Annotated in this window: 15 protein-coding genes, 1 rRNA gene and 1 riboswitch; of the genes, 9 read left to right on the top strand and 7 right to left on the bottom strand. The window is 52.9% G+C overall.

Going from position 1 to position 21,263, the window contains the following annotated elements:
• Positions 1 to 11: 11 nt before the first annotated feature.
• The 5 genes from fsa to argE all read right to left on the bottom strand — a co-directional run bounded on the left by fsa (position 12) and on the right by argE (position 7,940).
• On the bottom strand, positions 12 to 674 hold the full coding sequence (gene fsa / locus WC1_RS24810) for a fructose-6-phosphate aldolase (protein ID WP_016151282.1): 663 nt from the start codon (positions 672 to 674) through the stop codon (positions 12 to 14).
• 247 nt (positions 675 to 921) lie between these two features.
• The gene (locus tag WC1_RS00280; RefSeq protein ID WP_016151283.1) at positions 922 to 1,770 is read right to left on the bottom strand and encodes an AraC family transcriptional regulator; all 849 of its coding nucleotides are present in this window, start codon (positions 1,768 to 1,770) and stop codon (positions 922 to 924) included.
• A 151-nt stretch (positions 1,771 to 1,921) separates the two neighbouring features.
• Complete coding sequence (locus WC1_RS00275; RefSeq protein WP_003840540.1) at positions 1,922 to 3,655, bottom strand: phosphoethanolamine transferase CptA; 1,734 nt, start codon at positions 3,653 to 3,655, stop codon at positions 1,922 to 1,924.
• Positions 3,656 to 3,867: 212 nt separating this feature from the next.
• Positions 3,868 to 6,519 carry a phosphoenolpyruvate carboxylase gene (ppc, locus tag WC1_RS00270; protein WP_003840542.1) on the bottom strand — a complete coding sequence of 884 codons (2,652 nt, stop codon included), beginning with the start codon at positions 6,517 to 6,519 and terminating at the stop codon, positions 3,868 to 3,870.
• A gap of 269 nt (positions 6,520 to 6,788) precedes the next feature.
• A complete protein-coding gene (gene argE / locus WC1_RS00265; protein ID WP_003028848.1) occupies positions 6,789 to 7,940 on the bottom strand; it encodes an acetylornithine deacetylase in 1,152 nt (383 codons plus the stop codon).
• Positions 7,941 to 8,095: 155 nt separating this feature from the next.
• Between argE and argC the strand changes: the two genes are divergently transcribed.
• The 4 genes from argC to oxyR all read left to right on the top strand — a co-directional run bounded on the left by argC (position 8,096) and on the right by oxyR (position 12,546).
• Positions 8,096 to 9,100 carry an N-acetyl-gamma-glutamyl-phosphate reductase gene (argC, locus tag WC1_RS00260; RefSeq protein ID WP_016151284.1) on the top strand — a complete coding sequence of 335 codons (1,005 nt, stop codon included), beginning with the start codon at positions 8,096 to 8,098 and terminating at the stop codon, positions 9,098 to 9,100.
• A gap of 9 nt (positions 9,101 to 9,109) precedes the next feature.
• The gene (gene argB, locus WC1_RS00255) at positions 9,110 to 9,883 is read left to right on the top strand and encodes an acetylglutamate kinase (RefSeq protein WP_003028854.1); all 774 of its coding nucleotides are present in this window, start codon (positions 9,110 to 9,112) and stop codon (positions 9,881 to 9,883) included.
• Positions 9,884 to 9,991: 108 nt separating this feature from the next.
• Positions 9,992 to 11,365 (top strand): argininosuccinate lyase, encoded by a 1,374-nt coding sequence (gene argH / locus WC1_RS00250; protein WP_003028856.1) that lies wholly within the window; start codon positions 9,992 to 9,994, stop codon positions 11,363 to 11,365.
• A gap of 263 nt (positions 11,366 to 11,628) precedes the next feature.
• The gene (gene oxyR, locus WC1_RS00245) at positions 11,629 to 12,546 is read left to right on the top strand and encodes a DNA-binding transcriptional regulator OxyR (RefSeq protein WP_003028858.1); all 918 of its coding nucleotides are present in this window, start codon (positions 11,629 to 11,631) and stop codon (positions 12,544 to 12,546) included.
• Here oxyR and sthA read toward each other — a convergent pair.
• Positions 12,529 to 13,929 (bottom strand): Si-specific NAD(P)(+) transhydrogenase, encoded by a 1,401-nt coding sequence (sthA, locus tag WC1_RS00240; RefSeq protein ID WP_003028860.1) that lies wholly within the window; start codon positions 13,927 to 13,929, stop codon positions 12,529 to 12,531. The two genes, oxyR and sthA, sit on opposite strands and share 18 nt — an antisense overlap.
• Positions 13,930 to 14,120: 191 nt before the next feature.
• Between sthA and fabR the strand changes: the two genes are divergently transcribed.
• Both fabR and WC1_RS00230 read left to right on the top strand, forming a co-directional pair.
• The gene (fabR, locus tag WC1_RS00235) at positions 14,121 to 14,756 is read left to right on the top strand and encodes an HTH-type transcriptional repressor FabR (protein WP_003028862.1); all 636 of its coding nucleotides are present in this window, start codon (positions 14,121 to 14,123) and stop codon (positions 14,754 to 14,756) included.
• A 15-nt stretch (positions 14,757 to 14,771) separates the two neighbouring features.
• On the top strand, positions 14,772 to 15,131 hold the full coding sequence (locus WC1_RS00230) for a YijD family membrane protein (protein ID WP_003028863.1): 360 nt from the start codon (positions 14,772 to 14,774) through the stop codon (positions 15,129 to 15,131).
• An 82-nt stretch (positions 15,132 to 15,213) separates the two neighbouring features.
• Here WC1_RS00230 and trmA read toward each other — a convergent pair whose 3' ends face one another.
• On the bottom strand, positions 15,214 to 16,314 hold the full coding sequence (gene trmA, locus WC1_RS00225) for a tRNA (uridine(54)-C5)-methyltransferase TrmA (protein ID WP_003028866.1): 1,101 nt from the start codon (positions 16,312 to 16,314) through the stop codon (positions 15,214 to 15,216).
• Between the two features lie 115 nt (positions 16,315 to 16,429).
• Positions 16,430 to 16,617: riboswitch (cobalamin riboswitch) on the top strand.
• 64 nt (positions 16,618 to 16,681) lie between these two features.
• Here trmA and btuB point away from each other — a divergent pair.
• The 3 genes from btuB to WC1_RS00210 all read left to right on the top strand — a co-directional run bounded on the left by btuB (position 16,682) and on the right by WC1_RS00210 (position 21,253).
• Positions 16,682 to 18,538: a TonB-dependent vitamin B12 receptor BtuB gene (btuB, locus tag WC1_RS00220; protein ID WP_016151285.1), complete on the top strand. Its 1,857-nt coding sequence runs from the start codon at positions 16,682 to 16,684 to the stop codon at positions 18,536 to 18,538.
• Positions 18,483 to 19,334, top strand: a complete 852-nt coding sequence (gene murI, locus WC1_RS00215; protein WP_003847829.1) for a glutamate racemase — start codon at positions 18,483 to 18,485, stop codon at positions 19,332 to 19,334. Before btuB ends, murI begins: the two co-directional genes overlap by 56 nt.
• 377 nt (positions 19,335 to 19,711) lie before the next feature.
• Positions 19,712 to 21,253: ribosomal RNA gene (locus WC1_RS00210) — 16S ribosomal RNA — on the top strand.
• Positions 21,254 to 21,263: the final 10 nt, after the last annotated feature.

The following is a 21,263-nucleotide window of genomic DNA, read 5'->3' on the forward strand; positions in this document are numbered from 1 at the left end:
CTTTATTTCCCTCACAGGTTGATGTGACCAAATGCGTTGTTCCAGTCCTGCTCAAACTTCTCTATTGCTGACTCTACCGCAGGGGTATTGAGCATTTGTTGCGCTACGTCTAATGGCAGGGTGATTGCTTCACATCCTGCCAGCAAGCAATCCAGCGCCTGACGTGGAGTTTTAAAGCTGGCCGCCAGTACCATGCTGTTCGGTGCATGCAGTTCCAGCAATGTTTGCAGTTCCTGTACTGTGCGAATCCCGTCGCCGCCCTGCGCGTCGATACGGTTAACGTAAGGCGCGATATATTTCGCTCCTGCCAGCGCAGCCAGTAGCCCCTGAGAAGCACTGTAAACGGCGGTTCCCAGCGTGGTGATACCCTCTTTTTTCAGCATCTTGATCGCGGCCAGACCTTCGGATGTCACCGGGATTTTCACTACCAGACCGGGCACCGCATTGCTCAGGCGTTTAGCTTCTTCCACCATGCCCTGCGCATCCCGGCTCATGGTCTGGGCAAACAGAATGCCCTCTTTGCCAATGGCGTTCTGCAGGCGTGGCAGCACATCCCAGATGGATTCTTTGCTTGCTGCCACAATGCTTGGGTTGGTGGTGACGCCCGCGATAGGGAAGATGCGGGCCAGACGTTCGACTTCCGCGACGTTGGCGGTATCAAGATAAAGTTCCATACAAAAACACCCTCTACGTTTTCCGTTAGCTACCCGTTGCCGGGTTGCTTTGCTATGCACAGGATAAGAGTGTTTCGTCACGCGGCGCTATCTGACAAATCTGCCAAAAGCTGGATAAATGTAATATGACTATAAAAGTGGGAGATACTTCACATGTAAGCGATATGTGCTGGCATATGTTTTTTGATAATACAAAAATCCAGTAAATGTTACCTTTGTCTCCGTTTTCTGTCCCAGTATGCGATGATTACTGGTCAGTTTTTTTCTCCGTCAGCTGGCTGTGATACTGCCGACGATACTCTGACGGCGAACGCTCAGTATTCTTGCGAAACAGGCGGCAGAAGTAGTTGCTGTCAATAAACCCACAGGTGTGCGCCACGTCTTTGATCTTCAGCTCGTAACCCTTTAATAGCGTTTTTGCATGTTCCAGTCGCGTATGATTCAGGTATTCGTTAAAACCGATAGCGCCCGTTTTTTGAAACAGGTGGGAGAGGTAATTGGGTGAAATGTAAAACGCCTGCGCGACGGATTCTCGGGTGAGCGGCGAAGCGTAGCGTTCGTCAATATAGCCGCGAATGGCGTCGAAAAGCGCCTGACTACGTGATGCGGTTTGGATCTGGCTGCCGAGTAGATCGCGACAGTGACTCAGCAAGCTTGCAACGATTAGCCTGGCCGTTTGCTGCTCCTGCGGCTGCATTTGCATCTCATGGAGCGTTTGCAGCAGAAAAGAGCCAATACGCGGCCCACGCCGTGCGACGTGCTGGCGGGTAAGGTTTTGATATTGCTTGCCGTCCCATTGGACGACGCTGAAACCCAGTTGCTGTTTGCCGAACAGAATGCTGAGTGTCGTGACCGGTGTGACCCACTGCGGAATATTCCAGCCGCCAGCCGGAACAAACAAGACATCGCCGGGGGTAAGCACCTTATCGATGCCAGAATCCGCAAATTCACCTTCCAGCACAATTTCCAGCCGGGGAAAATCGACCTGATACGCCAGTTCCGGCGTTGTGCTATTGGTGCTGGCGAAATAAATCTGCCGCAGCGGCGTGGGGCCGTTAATCAGGCGGGAGAGAAGATGGCTGACGTCGTGACACATGTTAATCCCTTGCAGGCAGCAGACAGGGAAACAGTAACGTTGAAAACAATCGCCCTCAAGTGATTATTGCCGGATGGCGGCTAATGCCATATCCGGCCTACAAGTCTTTGCGAGCTGTAGGCCGGATAAGCGTAGCGCATCCGGCAGACGGTTATTGATTACCGATTTGATCGCCGTAAGGCAGGGAATCGTAATCTATCAGGGCATTTTTCTTGTACGGATTGCCAATCCAGCGGGTTGTCTCTTTGAACTGCGGACTGGTAATGGCGCGAGTTGGATCGAAGCCATCGTAGGTGAAGCCCGCTAAGTCAGACCATGTATGGATAAGCTCTGAGCTGCTGTATTTACGATTCACATCCTGTGAGAAGTCGCGCGGGTGCGCGGCCTGCCATTTTTCCGAAGTCCACAACAGGAACGGCACCGTGTACATATGACGCGTTGGGTTGTCTTCATTACGACCCTGCGTTTTGTGTGGTGGCGTATCGTAAACCTCTTCGCCATGATCGGAGAAGTACAGCAGGAAGCCGTTCGGATCGGTCGCTTTATAGTCTTTGATCAGGCTGGCAATAATATGATCGTTATAAACATTCGCGCTGTCGTAATCGTTGTAGGCTTCCAGCTCATCGTTACTCAGGCCTGCGGGAACATGGTCGATATTATTGTCGAACTTACCCTGGCCATCCGGATAGCGGAATTTGTACTTAATATGCGTACCCAGCAGATGCACGATGATGAACTTTTTCGGTGCCGGGTCGGCCAGGACTTCTTTAAATGGCGCCAGCACGTTGCTGTCATATTCGCGCGCACTTTGCGTACGCTGCTGGTTCATATAGAACTGTTTATCCGTCTGCTTAGAGAACACCGTCAGCATGGTGTTGCGGGCGGTCATCGTCTGCTGATTAGTGATCCAGAAGGTTTTATAACCCGCCTGTTTCATCATGTTCATCAGGGACGGCTGAGTCAGATACAGATCCGGGTTCTTCTCGTTAGCGAAGGTCAGCGCCTGCTGCAGGATTTCAATGGTGTACGGACGGGAAGTCACGACATTATTGAATACGGTGAAGTTAGGATCGGATTTATGCAGCGCATCCAGTTCTGGCGTCGTTTCACGCGGGTAGCCATACAGGCTCATGCGGCCACGTTGCGTTGACTCACCAATCACCAGTACCAGCGTACGCGGTGCGTCACCTGAGCTGTCTTTAAAGTTAGCCAGCGGCGGCAGGGCATTGTTCTCATTCAGCAGGCTATTGAGCGAGGTCAACTGCTGACGATATTGATAATACCCGGAGATGAATTGCCACGGCGCGGCGGGCTCCATACGTGAAGCGAGCCCATCCAACGTTTTTTCAAACGGCTTATGTTTGATAAATGTGTTCACTGTCATCGGATGCAGAATCAATCCGTATAACAGTGCAAACGACACCAGATAGCGCCAGGGTGATGGAATATGTACCGGACGCAAACGTGTCCATAGCAGAATTGCCATTGCTGTATATGCCAGCGCAATTAAGACGATCTTCAGGCTGAAGTATTGACTCAGGTACTCGCTGGCTTCGTTCGCATTGGTTTCAAACATTACGTACAGAACGCTTTGCGAGAACTCTTGCCCGTAAATGACGTAATAGCTCAGAGCTGCCAGCGAGGCCGCCCATAGAATTACGCCAATGACGGCAGCAATAATGCGGATACGGTTTGGAAATAAAAATACCGGGATCAACCACAGCGAGCTGAACAGCAGGGAGTCGCGTAGGCCGGTAGATCCGCTATAGCCGCTAAAATAGATAACGGCCTGCAGTAATGAGGAAAAAAACCAAAAATAGAGGAGCGCCCAACCCAGGGCTTTCCAGCTAAAGGCGGGTTTAGACTGGAGTTGTAAGGATTGCATAATGTGAGCCTGTCTTTAATCGTAGCGCCAAGAGTAGCGACTAAACATTAAGAGGAACTGAAGCATCACGATCTCAGGATCGTGTTTTGCTGTTGTAATATTCACGTAGTGAATATGTTCAGGCAGGAATATATTGAAAATGAAGTGGTTGTAACAGCGGTTTTTACTGTCGCCTTCGTACAGTAGCACGAAGGCGACAGCAGGAGGGGACGTTAGCCTGTATTGCGCATACCGGCGGCGACACCCGCGATGGTCACCATCAGCGCTTGTTCAACGCGTGGATCCGGTTCATGGCCTTGCTCTTCGGCCTGGCGTGAGCGGTGTAACAACTCTGCCTGTAAGACGTTCAGCGGGTCAGTATAAACATTCCTTAACTGAATGGACTCGGCAATCCACGGCAGGTCGGCCATCAAATGTGAGTCGTTGGCAATCGCCAGTACGACATCGATATCTGCTGCCAGGCGTTGGCGTAGCTCTTCACCCAGCGGCCACAGCTCTTTTTTGACCAGGCGCTGATCGTAATACTCTGCCAGCCACAGGTCTGCTTTCGCGAAAACCATTTCCAGCATGCCAAGGCGTGTGGAGAAGAATGGCCAGTCGCGGCACATCGCTTCGAGTTCGCTTTGCTTACCATCTTCAACCACTTTTTGCAGCGCGGTACCAGCACCAAGCCAGGCCGGGAGCATCAGACGGTTCTGCGTCCAGGCAAAGATCCACGGTATAGCACGCAGAGACTCAACGCCGCCGGTCGGACGGCGTTTTGCCGGACGTGAACCGAGCGGCAATTTACCCAGTTCCTGCTCCGGTGTAGCTGAGCGGAAATAAGGGACAAAGTCTTTGTTTTCACGCACATATCCACGGTATAGCTCGCAGGAAATATCGGAAAGCTCATCCATGATATGACGCCAGTTATCCTTCGGTTCTGGCGGTGGTAACAGGTTGGCCTCCAGAATTGCTCCGGTATACAGCGACAGGCTGCTGATGGTCACTTCCGGCAGGCCGTACTTAAAGCGGATCATCTCCCCTTGTTCTGTCACGCGCAGACCGCCTTTCAGACTGCCTGGCGGTTGAGAGAGCAGCGCCGCATGCGCAGGCGCGCCGCCGCGACCAATGGATCCGCCGCGACCGTGGAACAGCGTCAGTTCGATACCGGCTTTTTCGCAGGTTTTGATCAGCGCGTCCTGAGCCTGGTATTGCGCCCAGGACGCCGCCATCACGCCCGCGTCTTTTGCGGAATCAGAGTAGCCGATCATGACCATCTGTTTGCCCTGAATAAAGCCGCGGTACCAGTCGATATTCAGAAGCTGGGACATGACGTCATCGGCATTGTTGAGGTCGTCCAGCGTTTCAAATAGCGGAGCGACCGGCATAGCAAAACCAATTCCGGCTTCTTTCAGCAGCAGATGCACGGCCAGCACATCCGACGGCGTTTTCGCCATCGAGATAACATAGGCGGCAATGGAGCCATACGGGGCTTCGGCAATGACCTGACAGGTGTCGAGCACTTCACGGGTGTCATTGCTCGGCTCCCAGTTACGCGGCAGGAGCGGACGCTTGGAATTCAGTTCGCGGATCAGGAAAGCCTGTTTATCTGCTTCCGACCAGTTTTCGTAGTCGCCAATGCCCAGATAACGAGTCAGTTCACCCAAGGCTTCAGTATGACGGGTGCTTTCCTGACGAATATCAATACGCACCAGCGGCACGCCGAAACACTTCACGCGGCGCAGGGTGTCGAGCAATTCGCCATTGGCGATGATGCCCATACCACAGGCCTGTAGAGACTGGTAGCAGGCGTAAAGCGGGTCCCAGAGCTGTTCGTTTTGGGTGAGAAGTCCCGCAGGTTTCGGCAATTTCTCGCCTTTCAGACGAGCTTCAAGCCAGGCCTGGGTCGCCATCAGACGAGAACGCAGGGTTTTCATCAGATAGCGGTAAGGTTCCGCTGCGCCTTCTTCACCTACCAGTGCCATCAGCTCCGGTGTAGCATCCACCATCGACAGCTCAGAAATCAGAAACTGGATGTCTTTCAGGAACAGGTCTGTCGCTTTCCAGCGGCTGAGCAATAGCACGTGACGGGTGATATCCGCCGTTACGTTCGGGTTGCCGTCACGGTCGCCGCCCATCCAGGAGGTAAATCGAACCGGGACAAAATCAACCGGCAGCTTATATCCAAGATGCTCTTCCAGTTGTTCATTCAGCTCGCGCAGGTAGTTCGGCACACCTTCCCACAGGCTGTTTTCAACAACCGCGAATCCCCATTTGGCTTCATCAACCGGGCTTGGGCGCAGTTTGCGGATTTCATCCGTATGCCAGGACTGAGCAATGAGCTGACGCAGACGGCGCATCAGTTGGTTGCGTTCATAATCGACGAGGTCTTTGTTATCAAGCTGCTTGAGGCAGGCGTTCACTTCACCCATTTTATGGATCAGCGTACGACGAGTGATCTCGGTCGGGTGGGCGGTGAGTACCAGCTCCAGAGAGAGTGATTCTACGGCTTTCTTGATGGTGGCGTCATTGAGGTTGGGCTGCTCTTTCAGTTTACGCAGAGTGCGAGCAATCACTTCCGGGTTGCTGGCGGCTTCGCCTTTTGGCGAAATGCTGTGGTGCTGCTCGGCGGTGTTGGCCAGGTTCAGGAACTGGCTAAATGCGCGGGCAACCGGCAGCAGCTCGTCGTTAGACAGATTTTGCAGTGTGGTGAGCAATTCCTGGCGATTAATTTCATTGCCAGCGCGAGATGATTTGGACAGCTTTCGAATTGTTTCTACGCGATCAAGAATGTTCTCTCCCAACGCATCCTTGATGGTCTCTCCCAGCACTTTGCCGAGCATACTGACATTACTACGCAACGCGGAATATTGTTCGTTCATATTAACCCAGACACCCCATCTATTTTGAATATGTCCTGTATCTTTCGCGCCTGACTATCACGCAAAATCTTGCGGACTTAACTTTTTAGCCGTCTTTTATAAAGCCACGTAAAACACGTGACGTCAATTGCTGCGAAATCGGTTCAGCAAACGAATAAATGCCGTGAATTTACGTTATTTAATTCACATCCAATCAAATAAGCGTTGCTTATGGAAATGTTAAAAAATCGCCCCGCTTACCACTAAGGGATTAGCGGGGTGACAAGCAGTTAATGCCAGCAGAAATGGTGCACAACCTGAGTGATTAATTCGCGGGTTGGCTTAATAAAGCGCGTTTCCAGATACTCATCCGGCTGATGCGCCTGATTAATGGAGCCTGGACCCAACACCAGCGTTGGGCAAAGCGTCTGGATAAACGGCGCTTCGGTGCAATAGTTCACCACTTCAGTCTGTGCGCCCAGCAGTTTCTCAACCACCTCTACCAGTTGATGGTCAGGTGGGCACTCATAGCCGGGAATCGGCGGATGCAGTTCCGATACGGTCAGGCGACCCGGCCAACGTTCGCTGACAGGGGCCAGCGCTTCGTTAAGTAACCCATTGAGATCGTTTAGCGTCATACCCGGTAGCGGGCGAATATCCATATGCAGTTCGCAGCAGGCGCAGATTCGGTTGGCGGCGTCACCGCCGTGGATGTGGCCCAAATTTAACGTTGGATACGGGACGGTAAAGGCATCATGGTGATAGCGCGCTTTCAGGTCATCGCGCAGATGCATGATATGGCCGATGGCATCATGCATCAGTTCAATCGCATTAACGCCACGCGCCGGATCGCTTGAATGACCCGACTGTCCCAGAATGCGTATCGCATTAGAGATATGGCCTTTGTGCGCGCGCACCGGTTGCAGGGATGTGGGTTCGCCAATGATCGCGCAGTCCGGGCGCAGAGCGGTAGTTTCAGAGAAGTAGCGAGCTCCCGCCATGCTGGTCTCTTCGTCAGCAGTGGCCAGAATGTACAGGGGTTTTTTCAGTTTCGTGACGTCGACATCACGCAACGCGTCGAGGATAAAGGCGAAGAAGCCTTTCATATCCGCCGTACCCAAACCATACAGCTTATTGTCATGCTCGGTTAGAGTGAACGGATCGCGGGTCCAGCGTCCGTCGTCAAAGGGTACGGTATCGGTATGGCCCGCCAACAACAGGCCGCCAGCGCCCTGTCCAATGCTCGCCAGCATATTGAATTTATTTCGCGTATCGGGAACCGGTTGGACCTCCACATTGAAGCCTAAATCTTTAAACCAGCCCGCCAGCAGAGTGATTAAACCTGCATTGCTTTGATCGAGTGCTTCTTCGGTGGCACTGATCGATGGCGTGGCAATCAGAGCGCGGTAAATCTCGATAAATGGCGGTAAATTGTTTTTCATTGTTGACACACCTCGGGTCATGATAGTATCAATATTCATGCAGTATTTGTGAATAAAAATACATTAACGTTGAGCGTAATAAAACCCACCAAGTGTAAGGTGAGGTGATAAAGGCTTATACCTGGCAACAGAATCTAAGAAGGTGAGCTGCCCCGATGTTGAATACGCTGATTGTGGGCGCCAGTGGCTATGCCGGCGCAGAGCTTGTGACCTATGTAAATCGCCATCCTGATATGACCATAACCGCTTTGACCGTCTCAGCGCAAAGCAATGATGCAGGAAAATTAATCTCCGATTTGCATCCGCAGTTGAAAGGCATTGTCGATTTACCGTTGCAGCCAATGTCAGATATCAGCGAGTTTAGCGCAGGGGTGGATGTTGTGTTCCTCGCAACGGCTCATGAGGTGAGTCATGACCTGGCTCCGCAGTTTTTGCAGGCCGGTTGCGTGGTGTTTGACCTTTCGGGCGCGTTTCGCGTAAACGACGGCGCGTTCTATGAAAAATATTATGGCTTTACGCATCAGCATCCTGAGCTGCTGGAGCAGGCCGTTTATGGGCTGGCGGAGTGGAACGCGGACAAACTGAAAGAAGCGAATCTGATTGCTGTGCCAGGTTGTTACCCGACGGCGGCGCAGCTTTCGCTGAAACCGTTGATTGATGCCGGGCTGCTGGATCTCAGCCAGTGGCCGGTAATTAATGCGACCAGCGGCGTGAGCGGTGCGGGGCGTAAAGCGGCTATCTCCAACAGCTTTTGTGAGGTGAGCCTGCAGCCGTATGGCGTGTTTACCCATCGTCATCAGCCGGAAATCGCCACTCATCTGGGGACAGAAGTGATTTTCACCCCGCATCTGGGTAACTTCCCGCGCGGAATTCTGGAAACTATCACTTGCCGCCTTAAGGCGGGCGTAACCCATGCTCAGGTGGCTCAGGCGCTGCAACAGGCGTATGGCGATAAACCGCTGGTGCGTCTGTATGACAAAGGGGTTCCGGCGCTGAAGAATGTGGTTGGATTACCGTTTTGCGATATCGGGTTTGCCGTACAGGGTGAACACCTGATCGTCGTGGCGACGGAAGACAACTTATTGAAAGGCGCGGCGGCACAGGCGATGCAGTGCGCAAATATTCGTTTTGGCTTTGCCCAAACGCAGTCTCTTATTTAGGGTGCAACAATGAATCCATTAATTATCAAGTTGGGCGGCGTTTTACTGGATAGCGAAGAGGCGCTGGAGCGCTTGTTTACCGCACTGGTGAATTATCGTGAGTCGCACCAGCGTCCGCTGGTCATTGTGCACGGTGGCGGCTGCGTGGTCGACGAGCTGATGAAGCAGCTGAATCTGCCGGTGAAAAAGAAAAATGGTCTGCGCGTCACGCCTGCCGATCAAATTGACATTATTACCGGTGCCCTGGCGGGAACGGCGAATAAAACCTTGCTGGCTTGGGCGAAAAAGCATCACATCGCGTCTGTGGGTCTGTATCTTGGCGATGGCGACAGCGTAAAAGTGACGCCGCTCGATAAAGAACTGGGTCATGTTGGACTGGCGCAGCCGGGTTCGCCTAAGCTGATTAACACGCTGCTGGAAAGCGGTTTTCTGCCGGTAGTGAGCTCTATTGGCGTCACTGATGATGGGCTGCTGATGAACGTGAATGCCGATCAGGCGGCAACGGCGCTGGCGGCAACGCTGGGTGCGGATCTGATCCTGCTCTCTGATGTAAGCGGTATTCTGGATGGCAAAGGCCAGCGTATTGCCGAAATGACTGCAGCGAAAGCGGAACAGCTGATTGAACAGGGCATTATTACCGATGGCATGATCGTGAAGGTGAATGCGGCGCTGGATGCCGCGCGTACGCTGGGTCGTCCGGTGGATATCGCCTCCTGGCGTCATGCAGAGCAACTCCCGGCGCTGTTTAACGGCACGCCAATTGGTACGCGTATTCTGGCTTAACTACTAATGTGCCGGATGGCGGCTTCGCCTTATCCGGCCTACGTGGGTTTTGTAGGCCCGGTAAGCGCAGCGCCACCGGGCAAAAATATCATATTAAGGAAATTCGTTATGGCACTTTGGGGTGGGCGTTTTACACAGGCAGCAGATCAGCGGTTCAAACAGTTCAACGACTCGTTGCGTTTTGACTACCGCCTGGCAGAACAGGATATTGTTGGCTCTGTGGCCTGGTCCAAAGCGTTGGTAACGGTCGGTGTACTGACTGCTGATGAACAGCTGCGGTTGGAAGAAGCGCTGAATAATCTGCTGGAAGAGGTTCGCGCGAATCCTCAGCAGATTCTGCAAAGCGATGCCGAAGATATTCACAGTTGGGTGGAAGGTAAGCTGATTGATAAAGTCGGCCAGCTTGGTAAAAAACTGCATACCGGACGTAGCCGTAACGACCAGGTCGCGACCGATCTCAAGCTGTGGTGCAAAGACACGGTTATCGAATTACTATCGGCCAATCGTCAGTTGCAAACTGCGCTGGTGGTGACGGCGGAGAATAACCAGGACGCCGTCATGCCGGGTTACACCCACCTGCAACGTGCGCAGCCGGTGACGTTTGCTCACTGGTGTCTGGCCTATGTTGAAATGTTGGCGCGTGACGAGAGCCGCCTGCAGGATGCGCTCAAACGCCTGGACGTCAGTCCGTTAGGCTGCGGCGCGCTGGCGGGTACGGCGTATGAAATCGATCGCGAGCAGCTGGCGGGTTGGTTGGGCTTTGCCTCGGCTACGCGCAACAGTCTGGACAGCGTTTCTGACCGTGACCACGTGCTGGAGTTACTCTCAGACGCCTCTATCGGCATGGTACACCTGTCGCGTTTTGCTGAAGACCTGATTTTCTTTAACACCGGCGAAGCGGGCTTTGTCGAGCTGTCTGATCGTGTGACTTCGGGTTCATCTCTGATGCCGCAGAAGAAAAATCCGGATGCGCTGGAGCTGATCCGTGGCAAATGCGGTCGCGTGCAGGGTGCGTTGACCGGCATGATGATGACGTTAAAAGGCCTCCCGCTGGCATACAACAAAGATATGCAGGAAGACAAAGAAGGGCTGTTCGACGCGCTCGACACCTGGCTGGACTGTCTGCATATGGCCGCGCTGGTGCTGGATGGCATCCAGGTGAAACGTCCGCGTTGCCAGGAAGCAGCGCAGCAGGGCTATGCTAACGCCACTGAACTGGCGGATTATCTGGTGGCGAAAGGTGTCCCGTTCCGCGAAGCGCACCATATCGTAGGTGAAACGGTGGTCGAGGCGATTCGACAGGGCAAACCGCTGGAAGCGCTGTCGCTTGCCGACTTACAAAAGTTTAGCCAGGTGATTGGCGATGACGTTTACCCGATCCTCTCGTTGCAATCGTGCCTGGACAAGCGTGCGGCGAAAGGCGGCGTGTCACCCCAGCAGGTTGCACAGGCGATCGACTACGCGAAGGCGCGTCTGGCATAAATTGATGGGTAATCATTCGAGCCTGGCGTCACGCCGGGCTTTTTTATGCAAAAAAAATGCGGACACAAGGTCCGCAAAAGTTCACGTTGGCTTTAGTTATTTCGAGTATGAGAGAAACTCTCAAAACGGACAGTAGCTTCAAGGGTTAAAGGGGTACCGTTCCGTTTCTGTGGTGCATTATTAAACAGAAAGCTTGATAGGGATAATCGTTCGTTGCTATGCTACCTATCGCTACGAACTATCGTGGCGATGGAGGATGAATAATGAATATTCGTGATCTTGAATACCTGGTAGCGCTAGCCGAACATCGTCACTTCCGACGAGCGGCAGACTCCTGTCACGTTAGCCAACCAACGCTGAGCGGGCAGATCCGCAAGCTGGAAGATGAGCTTGGCGTCATGTTGTTGGAGCGTACGAGTCGCAAGGTGCTGTTCACCCAGGCTGGTTTGCTGCTGGTGGATCAGGCGCGCACCGTGCTGCGCGAGGTCAAAGTGCTCAAGGAGATGGCAAGCCAACAAGGCGAGACAATGTCTGGCCCGCTGCATATTGGTTTGATCCCAACGGTGGGGCCATACCTGCTGCCGCATATTATTCCGATGTTGCACCAGACCTTCCCAAAACTGGAAATGTATCTCCATGAAGCGCAGACACATCAGCTGTTAGCGCAACTGGATAGCGGCAAGCTCGACTGCGTCATTCTGGCGCTGGTGAAAGAGAGTGAGGCGTTCATCGAAGTACCGCTATTTGATGAGCCTATGCTGCTGGCGATCTATGAAGATCATCCGTGGGCAAACCGTGACTGTGTACCGATGTCCGATCTGGCGGGTGAAAAACTGCTGATGCTGGAAGATGGCCACTGCCTGCGCGATCAGGCAATGGGCTTCTGCTTTGAAGCGGGTGCTGATGAAGATACCCATTTTCGGGCAACCAGTCTGGAAACGCTGCGTAACATGGTGGCGGCAGGAAGCGGTATTACCTTACTGCCTGCGCTGGCTGTTCCGCCGGAGCGTAAGCGTGATGGTGTCGTTTATCTGCCATGCATTAAACCCGAACCGCGTCGTACGATTGGTCTGGTGTACCGTCCTGGTTCGCCGCTGCGCAGCCGTTATGAACAGTTGGCAGAGGCCATCCGTGGATCAATGGATGGCCATTTCGACAGTGCGTTAAAACAGGCGGTTTAAGCCATTTAGCGCTGCTACCCGATAGGCTTCTGCCATGGTTGGGTAGTTAAAGGTGGTGTTAACGAAGTACTCGATAGTGTTACCACCACCTTTTTGCTCCATTATCGCTTGCCCGATGTGAATAATTTCGGCCGCGCGCTCCCCAAAGCAGTGGATCCCCAGAATCTCTTTGGTTTCGCGATGGAACAGGATCTTCAGCGTTCCAACACTCATACCCACGATTTGCGCACGTGCCAGATGCTTAAACTGGGCGCGGCCAACCTCGTATGGAACTTTCATTGCCGTGAGTTGCTGTTCGGTTTTACCAACGGAGCTGATTTCTGGAATGGTATAAATCCCGGTCGGGATATCTTCAATCAGATGCGCGGTGGCTTCGCCTTTTACCAACGCCTGGGCGGCAATGCGTCCCTGGTCGTAGGCCGCCGATGCCAGGCTCGGATAACCGATCACATCCCCTACGGCATACACATGCGGCAGCGCCGTCTGGTACATGCTATTCACTTTGAGCTGCCCACGGCTGTCGGTTTTCAGGCCAATGTTTTCCAGCGCCAGCGAATCGGTATTACCTGTACGGCCATTGGCGTACAACAGGCAGTCTGCCTTCAGTTTCTTACCGGATTTCAGGTGCATGATGACGCCGTCATCGCAGCCTTCAATCTTCTCATACTCTTCGTTGTGGCGAATGACCACACCGCTGTTCCAGAAGTGGTAAGAGAGCGAGTCGGACATCTCTTGATCGAGGAATGCCAGCAGACGATCGCGGGTGTTGATTAAATCAACTTTGACGTCCATTCCACGGAAGATCGACGCATATTCACAGCCAATGACCCCCGCGCCATAAATCAGTACATGGCGGGGTTCGTGGTGTAGGCTCAGGATAGAGTCGCTGTCGTAAACCCGGGGATGCGAAAAGTCGACATCAACAGGGCGATAAGGACGCGAACCGCAGGCAATAACAAACTTATCCGCAGTCAGCGTTTCCACCGTACCGTCGTGACATTCCAGGGCGATCGTGTGTTCATCAACAAAACGGGCATTCCCCTGCAAAATTTCGCAGTGATTGCGCTCGTAAAATCCTTGCCGCATACGCGTTTGCTGATTAATAACGTTATCAGCGTGGTTGAGAATATCGGCAAAAGAAGAACGAAGGAGTCGGGAGTGGTCGCTGTACAGTGGGTTCTGATTGAATTCAATAATGCGGCTGACGGCGTGGCGGAGGGCTTTCGACGGGATGGTGCCCCAGTGGGTACAGCCTCCGCCGACGTTATGATAGCGCTCAATCACCGCGACGCGCGCTCCTTGCTTAACCAGACCCATTGCAGCGCCTTCGCCGCCGGGACCGGAACCTATTACTATTGCATCGTAATCGTAGGAATGTGACATGGTCAGGCTTACCTGTTCTTATACATAAAAGCAACAGAATAGTAACATCGTTGTCAGGATAACCCAATTATCGTTGTGCTTTTTTGCGAAGTCGAAGCACAAACTGCGCGTAAACAATCATTCACAAAGCCATGCCAACCGCCTAATCTCTGGTATAGTGCCAGCAAGGTATGTGGAAGGATTCAGACATCGTGATGGGCGTTAGAGCGCAACAAAAAGAAAAAACCCGGCGTTCGCTGGTAGAAGCCGCATTTAGTCAACTGAGCGCTGAGCGTAGTTTTGCCAGCCTCAGTTTACGCGAAGTTGCTCGCGAAGCGGGCATTGCGCCAACCTCGTTTTATCGCCATTTCCGCGATGTGGATGAACTCGGCCTGACGATGGTGGACGAAAGCGGTCTGATGCTGCGTCAATTGATGCGCCAGGCGCGCCAGCGTATCGCGAAGGGCGGGAGTGTGATCCGCACCTCGGTCTCAACATTTATGGAGTTCATCGGCAACAATCCCAACGCCTTCCGTTTATTATTGCGCGAGCGTTCGGGGACATCCGCAGCGTTTCGTGCAGCGGTCGCACGTGAAATTCAGCACTTCATTGCGGAACTTGCGGACTATCTGGAACTCGAAAACCATATGCCTCGTGCGTTTACTGAAGCGCAAGCCGAAGCCATGGTAACCATTGTTTTCAGCGCCGGGGCAGAAGCACTGGATGTTGGCGCTGAACAGCGTCGACAGCTAGAAGAGCGGCTGGTATTGCAACTGCGCATGATCGCGAAAGGCGCATTTTATTGGTACCGCCGTGAACAAGAGAAGATGACGCACCACTCCGAGTAACGAGAAGGACAAGCAATGAAACAGTCAGGTCAAGATAAAGGTACGCTGCTGCTGGCGCTGGTTGCTGGCTTATCGATCAATGGTACATTTGCGGCGCTGTTTAGCTCCATTGTGCCATTCTCCGTATTCCCGATTATTTCGCTGGTGCTGACGGTTTATTGTCTGCATCAACGCTATCAGAACCGCACCATGCCTGTGGGCTTGCCGGGCCTGGCCGCCGCCTGTTTTATTCTCGGTGTTCTGCTGTACAGCACCGTGGTACGCGCTGAATATCCGGATATTGGCTCTAACTTCTTCCCGGCGGTGCTGTCGGTGATTCTGGTGTTCTGGATCGGCTTTAAAGTGCGTAACCGTAAACAAGAAATTGTGGAGTAACAGTTGTCGCTGTAGGCCGGATAAGGCAAAGCCGCTATCCGGCAATCTGAACCGGTAGTGCTTATCCGGCCTCCGTTCAGTCTTACTTCTTCGTTAACAGTACTCCGCACTCCATATGGTGCGTATACGGGAACTGATCGAATAGCGCCAGACGTGAAACATTGTGCGTCTGGCTTAACGTTTCCAGGTTCTTACACAGCGTCTCCGGATTGCAGGAGATGTACAGAATGCGCGGATACGCCTGCACCATTTTCTCCGTTTCGCTGTCCAGACCGCTGCGCGGTGGGTCAACGAAGATAGTTTCACACTGGTAACTCTTCAGATCGATTCCCTGCAAACGGTTGAACTCGCGAACGCCGTTCATCGCCTGAGTAAACTCTTCGGCCGCCATGCGGATAATTTGTACGTTATCAATATGGTTAGCCGCGATGTTGTACTGTGCAGCAGCCACGGACGGTTTGGCGATTTCAGTGGCCAGTACGCGGTTGAAGTTTTGCGCCAGGGCTAACGAGAAATTGCCATTGCCGCAATACAGCTCCAGCAGGTCGCCTTTTGAGCCCCTGGTGACATCAATCGCCCACTCCAACATCTGAATATTCATGGCGGCGTTCGGCTGGGTGAAGCTGTTCTCAACCTGGCGGTAGATAATCTCTTTACCTGCAACCGGCAAGCGTTCGTCAATGTAGTCCTGGTCCAGCTCAATTTTGGTTTTGGTAGCCCGACCAATCAAATGCACGTTCAGGTTTTGCGCCCGCAGCGCATCTCGCAGCGCTTCGGCTTCCTTACGCCATTCATCATCCAGCTTTTTATGGTACAGCATCGAAACCACCGCCTGATCGCTCAGGGTTGTGAGGTAATCAATCTGAAACAGTTTGTGGCGCAGGACGTGGTTGTTGCGAACGCCGTCGATCATTGCCGTCATCAACGTGTTGATGAGCTCGCTGGCTGCCGGGAAGCTGTCGACGCGAATACGGTTTTTGGTCTGGCTGTCGAACATGATGTGGTACAGGTCATCACCGTCATGCCACAGGCGGAATTCGGCGCGCATACGGTAATGGCTGACCGGTGAGCGAAACACTTCCGGAGCCTGTGCATAAAATGGCGTCATTAAGCTCTGCAGACGCACTACTTTCTCAGCTAACTGGGCGTCGTACTGTTCTGTCGGCAGGTGTTCGGGGGTCATGATGCGTCCTGAAAAATAAAAGTACGCGGGGATTGTAGGGATTGCTCAACAGATGTCCAGTCATTGATGATTTCCGATAATGTGATACGCGGTCTGGACACCAGGTTGTAACAAACTGTAGCATCCGTTTTCCGGTCCTGTGAGTTAAAAGGGAATCCAGTGTAAATCTGGAGCTGACGCGCAGCGGTAAGGAAGGTAAGAGATGAGCGCACCTGGTGCAGACACTGCGGATTGCCGCGGGAAGTCATCGTCTCTTTAAGTCGCCTCCAAGCCCGAAGACCTGCCGGCTAACGTCGCATCTGGTTTTCATCATCGCGTACTATCGGTGGGACCTGCGGCATCCTTCTTAAATTGTGGATGCTTTACAATGATCAAAAAATCATTGCTGTGCACGGCGCTGTCCGTCACGGCATTTTCTGGTTGGGCACAGGACACTCGCCCGGATACTCTCGTCGTCACTGCCAACCGTTTTCAGCAGCCTGTTAATACTGTTCTTGCCCCCACCGATGTGGTCACGCGTGAAGATATTCAGCGCTGGCAGTCAAAAGATCTGAATGATGTCATGCGTCGATTGCCGGGGGTAGATATCTCGCAGACCGGTGGGATGGGGAGCAGCTCTTCTCTATATGTGCGTGGGACTGAAGCGCGTCATGTGCTGGTACTGATTGACGGTGTTCCAATGGCACGGCCAGGCATTTCCAATGGTGTTGATATTGGCCAGATTCCGGTATCGCTGGTGCAGCGGGTTGAATACATTCGCGGACCGCGTTCAGCGGTGTATGGATCTGGTGCGATCGGTGGTGTGGTTAACATCATTACGATGAGTGATGAAGAGAAATCGCAGATCAACGCAGGCATGGGTAGTAACGGTTATCAGACTTACGATGGCGCTATCAACAAGCGTTTCGGCGACACGGTGGTGACCGCTGCCGGCGCATATCAGACGACGAAAGGCTTTAACATTCAGCCCGATTCACCCTACAACGGTGACAGCGACCGGGATGGTTACCGTAACAAGTTGTTCTGGGGCGCGGTACAGCATAAGTTCGACAATAATTTCTCCGGTTTTTTCCGTGGCTACGGCTACACCGCGAATAGCGATTATGACCAAGGGGCGTGGGGTTATCCGGGCGGTAATGACGAAGCCCAGAATTACAACCAGTCCTGGGATACGGGTTTACGGTACAACTCTGGCATTTACTCTTCTCAGTTAATTGCTAACTACCAGCGCCTGAAGGATTACAACTACAGTAACGAGCTTGGCCGCTACGCAGGAGATGCCACGCTGGATGATATGGAACAGCGTTATATCCAGTGGGGGAATAGCATTGAGGTTGGACATGGGGCGATCAACGGCGGTGTTGACTGGAAACAGGAAAAACTGACCTCCAGTAGCACGACGTTATCCGACAGCTATAAACGTGATACGACCGGGCTTTATCTGACCGGACAGCAACAAATTGACAGCGTCACGCTGGAAGCTTCGGGGCGTGAAGATCATGACGAACAATTCGGCTGGCATGGCACCTGGCAGACCGCAGCCGGCTGGGAGTTTGTTGATGGTTATCGCGCAACGCTCTCTTACGGTACTGGTTTCCTGGCACCCTCGCTGGGTCAGCAGTACGGGGCGACGCGCTTTGCCTCATCCTATGGGCCGGGTATTGCCGCCAACCCGAACCTGAAACCGGAAGAATCCAAACAGTGGGAAGCAGGAATTGATGGATTGACAGGGCCGCTTGATTGGCGTCTTTCCGCATACCACTATGAAATTCAAAACCTGATCGACTACAAGAATAACCAGTACGTCAACGTTAAATCAGCCACGATTAAGGGGCTGGAATGGACCGGAAACATTACGACTGGCCCTGTAGAACATCATCTAACGCTACAATACGTTGATCCGCGCGATGATGACACAAACAAGGTGCTCTATCGCCGTGCAAAACAGCAGGTTAAGTATGAGTTAACCGGACAGGTCCAGGATCTGGGCTGGAACGTTGCGTATCAATATATAGGTGAACGTTACGATAATGATTACGACAATAATCGTGATGTTAAATTGGGCGGCGTCAGCTTATGGGATATCGGATTATCATATCCAATCACCTCACAGCTGACAGTTCGTGGTAAAATCGCCAACCTGTTCGATAAAGATTACGAGACAGTTTATGGCTACGCAACTGCAGGACGGGAATACACCTTGTCTGGCAGCTACACCTTCTGATCCCCGTCCCACCGTGCTGGTGTTTGATTCCGGCGTCGGTGGGTTGTCGGTCTATGACGAGATCCGGCGTCTTCTGCCGGATCTCCACTATATCTACGCTTTCGACAACGTCGCCTTTCCTTATGGAGAGAAGAGCGAGGAGTTTATCGTCGAGCGTGTTGTTGAGATTGTGACTGCTGTCCAGCAGCGTTATCCCCTCTCTCTTGCGGTCATCGCATGTAATACAGCAAGCACGGTGTCGCTTCCTGCGTTACGTGAGAAGTTTGCCTTCCCGGTTGTGGGCGTGGTGCCTGCGATTAAACCGGCGGCGCGACTCACGGCGAATGGCGTAGTGGGGCTGCTGGCTACGCGTGCAACGGTGAAGCGCTCGTATACCCATGAGCTGATTGCGCGGTTTGCTAACGAATGCCAAATTGCAATGTTGGGTTCTGCTGAGCTGGTGGAACTGGCGGAAGCGAAGCTGCACGGTGAAACAGTTTCTCTGGAAGAGCTGCGGCGTATTCTGCGTCCGTGGCTGCGGATGTCGGAACCACCCGACACGGTAGTGCTCGGGTGCACTCATTTCCCTCTATTACAGGAAGAGCTTTTACAGGTCCTGCCCGAGGGGACGCGGCTGGTGGATTCTGGTGCCGCGATTGCGCGCCGCACGGCCTGGTTATTAGAACATGAAGCGCCAGATGCGAAATCAACAGATGAGAACGTTGCATTTTGTATGGCAATGACGACAGAAGCCGAACAACTATTGCCCGTGCTACAGCGCTATGGCTTTAAAACGCTCGAAAAACTGTCAGTTTAAGTTGTTTTGATGAAAAAATACGCACTCGGAAGATTATTTTAAATTTCCCCTTGTCAGCCCGAAATAACTCCCTATAATGCGCCTCCACTGACACGGAATAACGGATTACAAGCCGCCGGGTCAGCGGGGTTCCACTGAGAATCTCGTAGAGAAAAGCAAAAATAAATGCTTGACTCTGAATGAGGAAAACGTAATATACGGGACCTCGCGACAGAGCGCTAAAGCGCGTCGCAACTGCTCTTTAACAATTTATCAGACAATCTGTGTGGGCACTCGAAGATACGGATTCTTAACGTCGCAAGACGAAAAATGAATACCAAGTCTCTGAGTGAACATACGTAATTCATTACGAAGTTTAATTCACGAGCATCAAACTTAAATTGAAGAGTTTGATCATGGCTCAGATTGAACGCTGGCGGCAGGCCTAACACATGCAAGTCGAACGGTAGCACAGAGGAGCTTGCTCCTTGGGTGACGAGTGGCGGACGGGTGAGTAATGTCTGGGAAACTGCCCGATGGAGGGGGATAACTACTGGAAACGGTAGCTAATACCGCATAACGTCGCAAGACCAAAGAGGGGGACCTTCGGGCCTCTTGCCATCGGATGTGCCCAGATGGGATTAGCTAGTAGGTGGGGTAACGGCTCACCTAGGCGACGATCCCTAGCTGGTCTGAGAGGATGACCAGCCACACTGGAACTGAGACACGGTCCAGACTCCTACGGGAGGCAGCAGTGGGGAATATTGCACAATGGGCGCAAGCCTGATGCAGCCATGCCGCGTGTATGAAGAAGGCCTTCGGGTTGTAAAGTACTTTCAGCGAGGAGGAAGGCGTTGTGGTTAATAACCGCAACGATTGACGTTACTCGCAGAAGAAGCACCGGCTAACTCCGTGCCAGCAGCCGCGGTAATACGGAGGGTGCAAGCGTTAATCGGAATTACTGGGCGTAAAGCGCACGCAGGCGGTCTGTCAAGTCGGATGTGAAATCCCCGGGCTCAACCTGGGAACTGCATCCGAAACTGGCAGGCTAGAGTCTTGTAGAGGGGGGTAGAATTCCAGGTGTAGCGGTGAAATGCGTAGAGATCTGGAGGAATACCGGTGGCGAAGGCGGCCCCCTGGACAAAGACTGACGCTCAGGTGCGAAAGCGTGGGGAGCAAACAGGATTAGATACCCTGGTAGTCCACGCCGTAAACGATGTCGACTTGGAGGTTGTGCCCTTGAGGCGTGGCTTCCGGAGCTAACGCGTTAAGTCGACCGCCTGGGGAGTACGGCCGCAAGGTTAAAACTCAAATGAATTGACGGGGGCCCGCACAAGCGGTGGAGCATGTGGTTTAATTCGATGCAACGCGAAGAACCTTACCTACTCTTGACATCCAGAGAACTTAGCAGAGATGCTTTGGTGCCTTCGGGAACTCTGAGACAGGTGCTGCATGGCTGTCGTCAGCTCGTGTTGTGAAATGTTGGGTTAAGTCCCGCAACGAGCGCAACCCTTATCCTTTGTTGCCAGCGGTCCGGCCGGGAACTCAAAGGAGACTGCCAGTGATAAACTGGAGGAAGGTGGGGATGACGTCAAGTCATCATGGCCCTTACGAGTAGGGCTACACACGTGCTACAATGGCATATACAAAGAGAAGCGACCTCGCGAGAGCAAGCGGACCTCATAAAGTATGTCGTAGTCCGGATTGGAGTCTGCAACTCGACTCCATGAAGTCGGAATCGCTAGTAATCGTGGATCAGAATGCCACGGTGAATACGTTCCCGGGCCTTGTACACACCGCCCGTCACACCATGGGAGTGGGTTGCAAAAGAAGTAGGTAGCTTAACCTTCGGGAGGGCGCTTACCACTTTGTGATTCATGACTGGGGTGAAGTCGTAACAAGGTAACCGTAGGGGAACCTGCGGTTGGATCACCTCCTTACCTTAAAGAA

It is taken from the genome of Citrobacter sp. KTE30, assembly GCF_000398825.1.
In the GTDB taxonomy this organism is placed as follows: Bacteria; Pseudomonadota; Gammaproteobacteria; order Enterobacterales; family Enterobacteriaceae; genus Citrobacter; species Citrobacter freundii.

What these genes read in the sequence shown, in the direction of transcription:
- fsa (WP_016151282.1), bottom strand. Translation starts at nt 674, where the DNA reads ATGGAACTTTATCTTGATACCGCCAACGTCGCGGAAGTCGAACGTCTG.
- WC1_RS00280 (WP_016151283.1), bottom strand. Translation starts at nt 1,770, where the DNA reads ATGTGTCACGACGTCAGCCATCTTCTCTCCCGCCTGATTAACGGCCCC.
- WC1_RS00275 (WP_003840540.1), bottom strand. Translation starts at nt 3,655, where the DNA reads ATGCAATCCTTACAACTCCAGTCTAAACCCGCCTTTAGCTGGAAAGCC.
- ppc (WP_003840542.1), bottom strand. Translation starts at nt 6,519, where the DNA reads ATGAACGAACAATATTCCGCGTTGCGTAGTAATGTCAGTATGCTCGGC.
- argE (WP_003028848.1), bottom strand. Translation starts at nt 7,940, where the DNA reads ATGAAAAACAATTTACCGCCATTTATCGAGATTTACCGCGCTCTGATT.
- argC (WP_016151284.1), top strand. Translation starts at nt 8,096, where the DNA reads ATGTTGAATACGCTGATTGTGGGCGCCAGTGGCTATGCCGGCGCAGAG.
- argB (WP_003028854.1), top strand. Translation starts at nt 9,110, where the DNA reads ATGAATCCATTAATTATCAAGTTGGGCGGCGTTTTACTGGATAGCGAA.
- argH (WP_003028856.1), top strand. Translation starts at nt 9,992, where the DNA reads ATGGCACTTTGGGGTGGGCGTTTTACACAGGCAGCAGATCAGCGGTTC.
- oxyR (WP_003028858.1), top strand. Translation starts at nt 11,629, where the DNA reads ATGAATATTCGTGATCTTGAATACCTGGTAGCGCTAGCCGAACATCGT.
- sthA (WP_003028860.1), bottom strand. Translation starts at nt 13,929, where the DNA reads ATGTCACATTCCTACGATTACGATGCAATAGTAATAGGTTCCGGTCCC.
- WC1_RS00230 (WP_003028863.1), top strand. Translation starts at nt 14,772, where the DNA reads ATGAAACAGTCAGGTCAAGATAAAGGTACGCTGCTGCTGGCGCTGGTT.
- trmA (WP_003028866.1), bottom strand. Translation starts at nt 16,314, where the DNA reads ATGACCCCCGAACACCTGCCGACAGAACAGTACGACGCCCAGTTAGCT.
- btuB (WP_016151285.1), top strand. Translation starts at nt 16,682, where the DNA reads ATGATCAAAAAATCATTGCTGTGCACGGCGCTGTCCGTCACGGCATTT.
- murI (WP_003847829.1), top strand. Translation starts at nt 18,483, where the DNA reads ATGGCTACGCAACTGCAGGACGGGAATACACCTTGTCTGGCAGCTACA.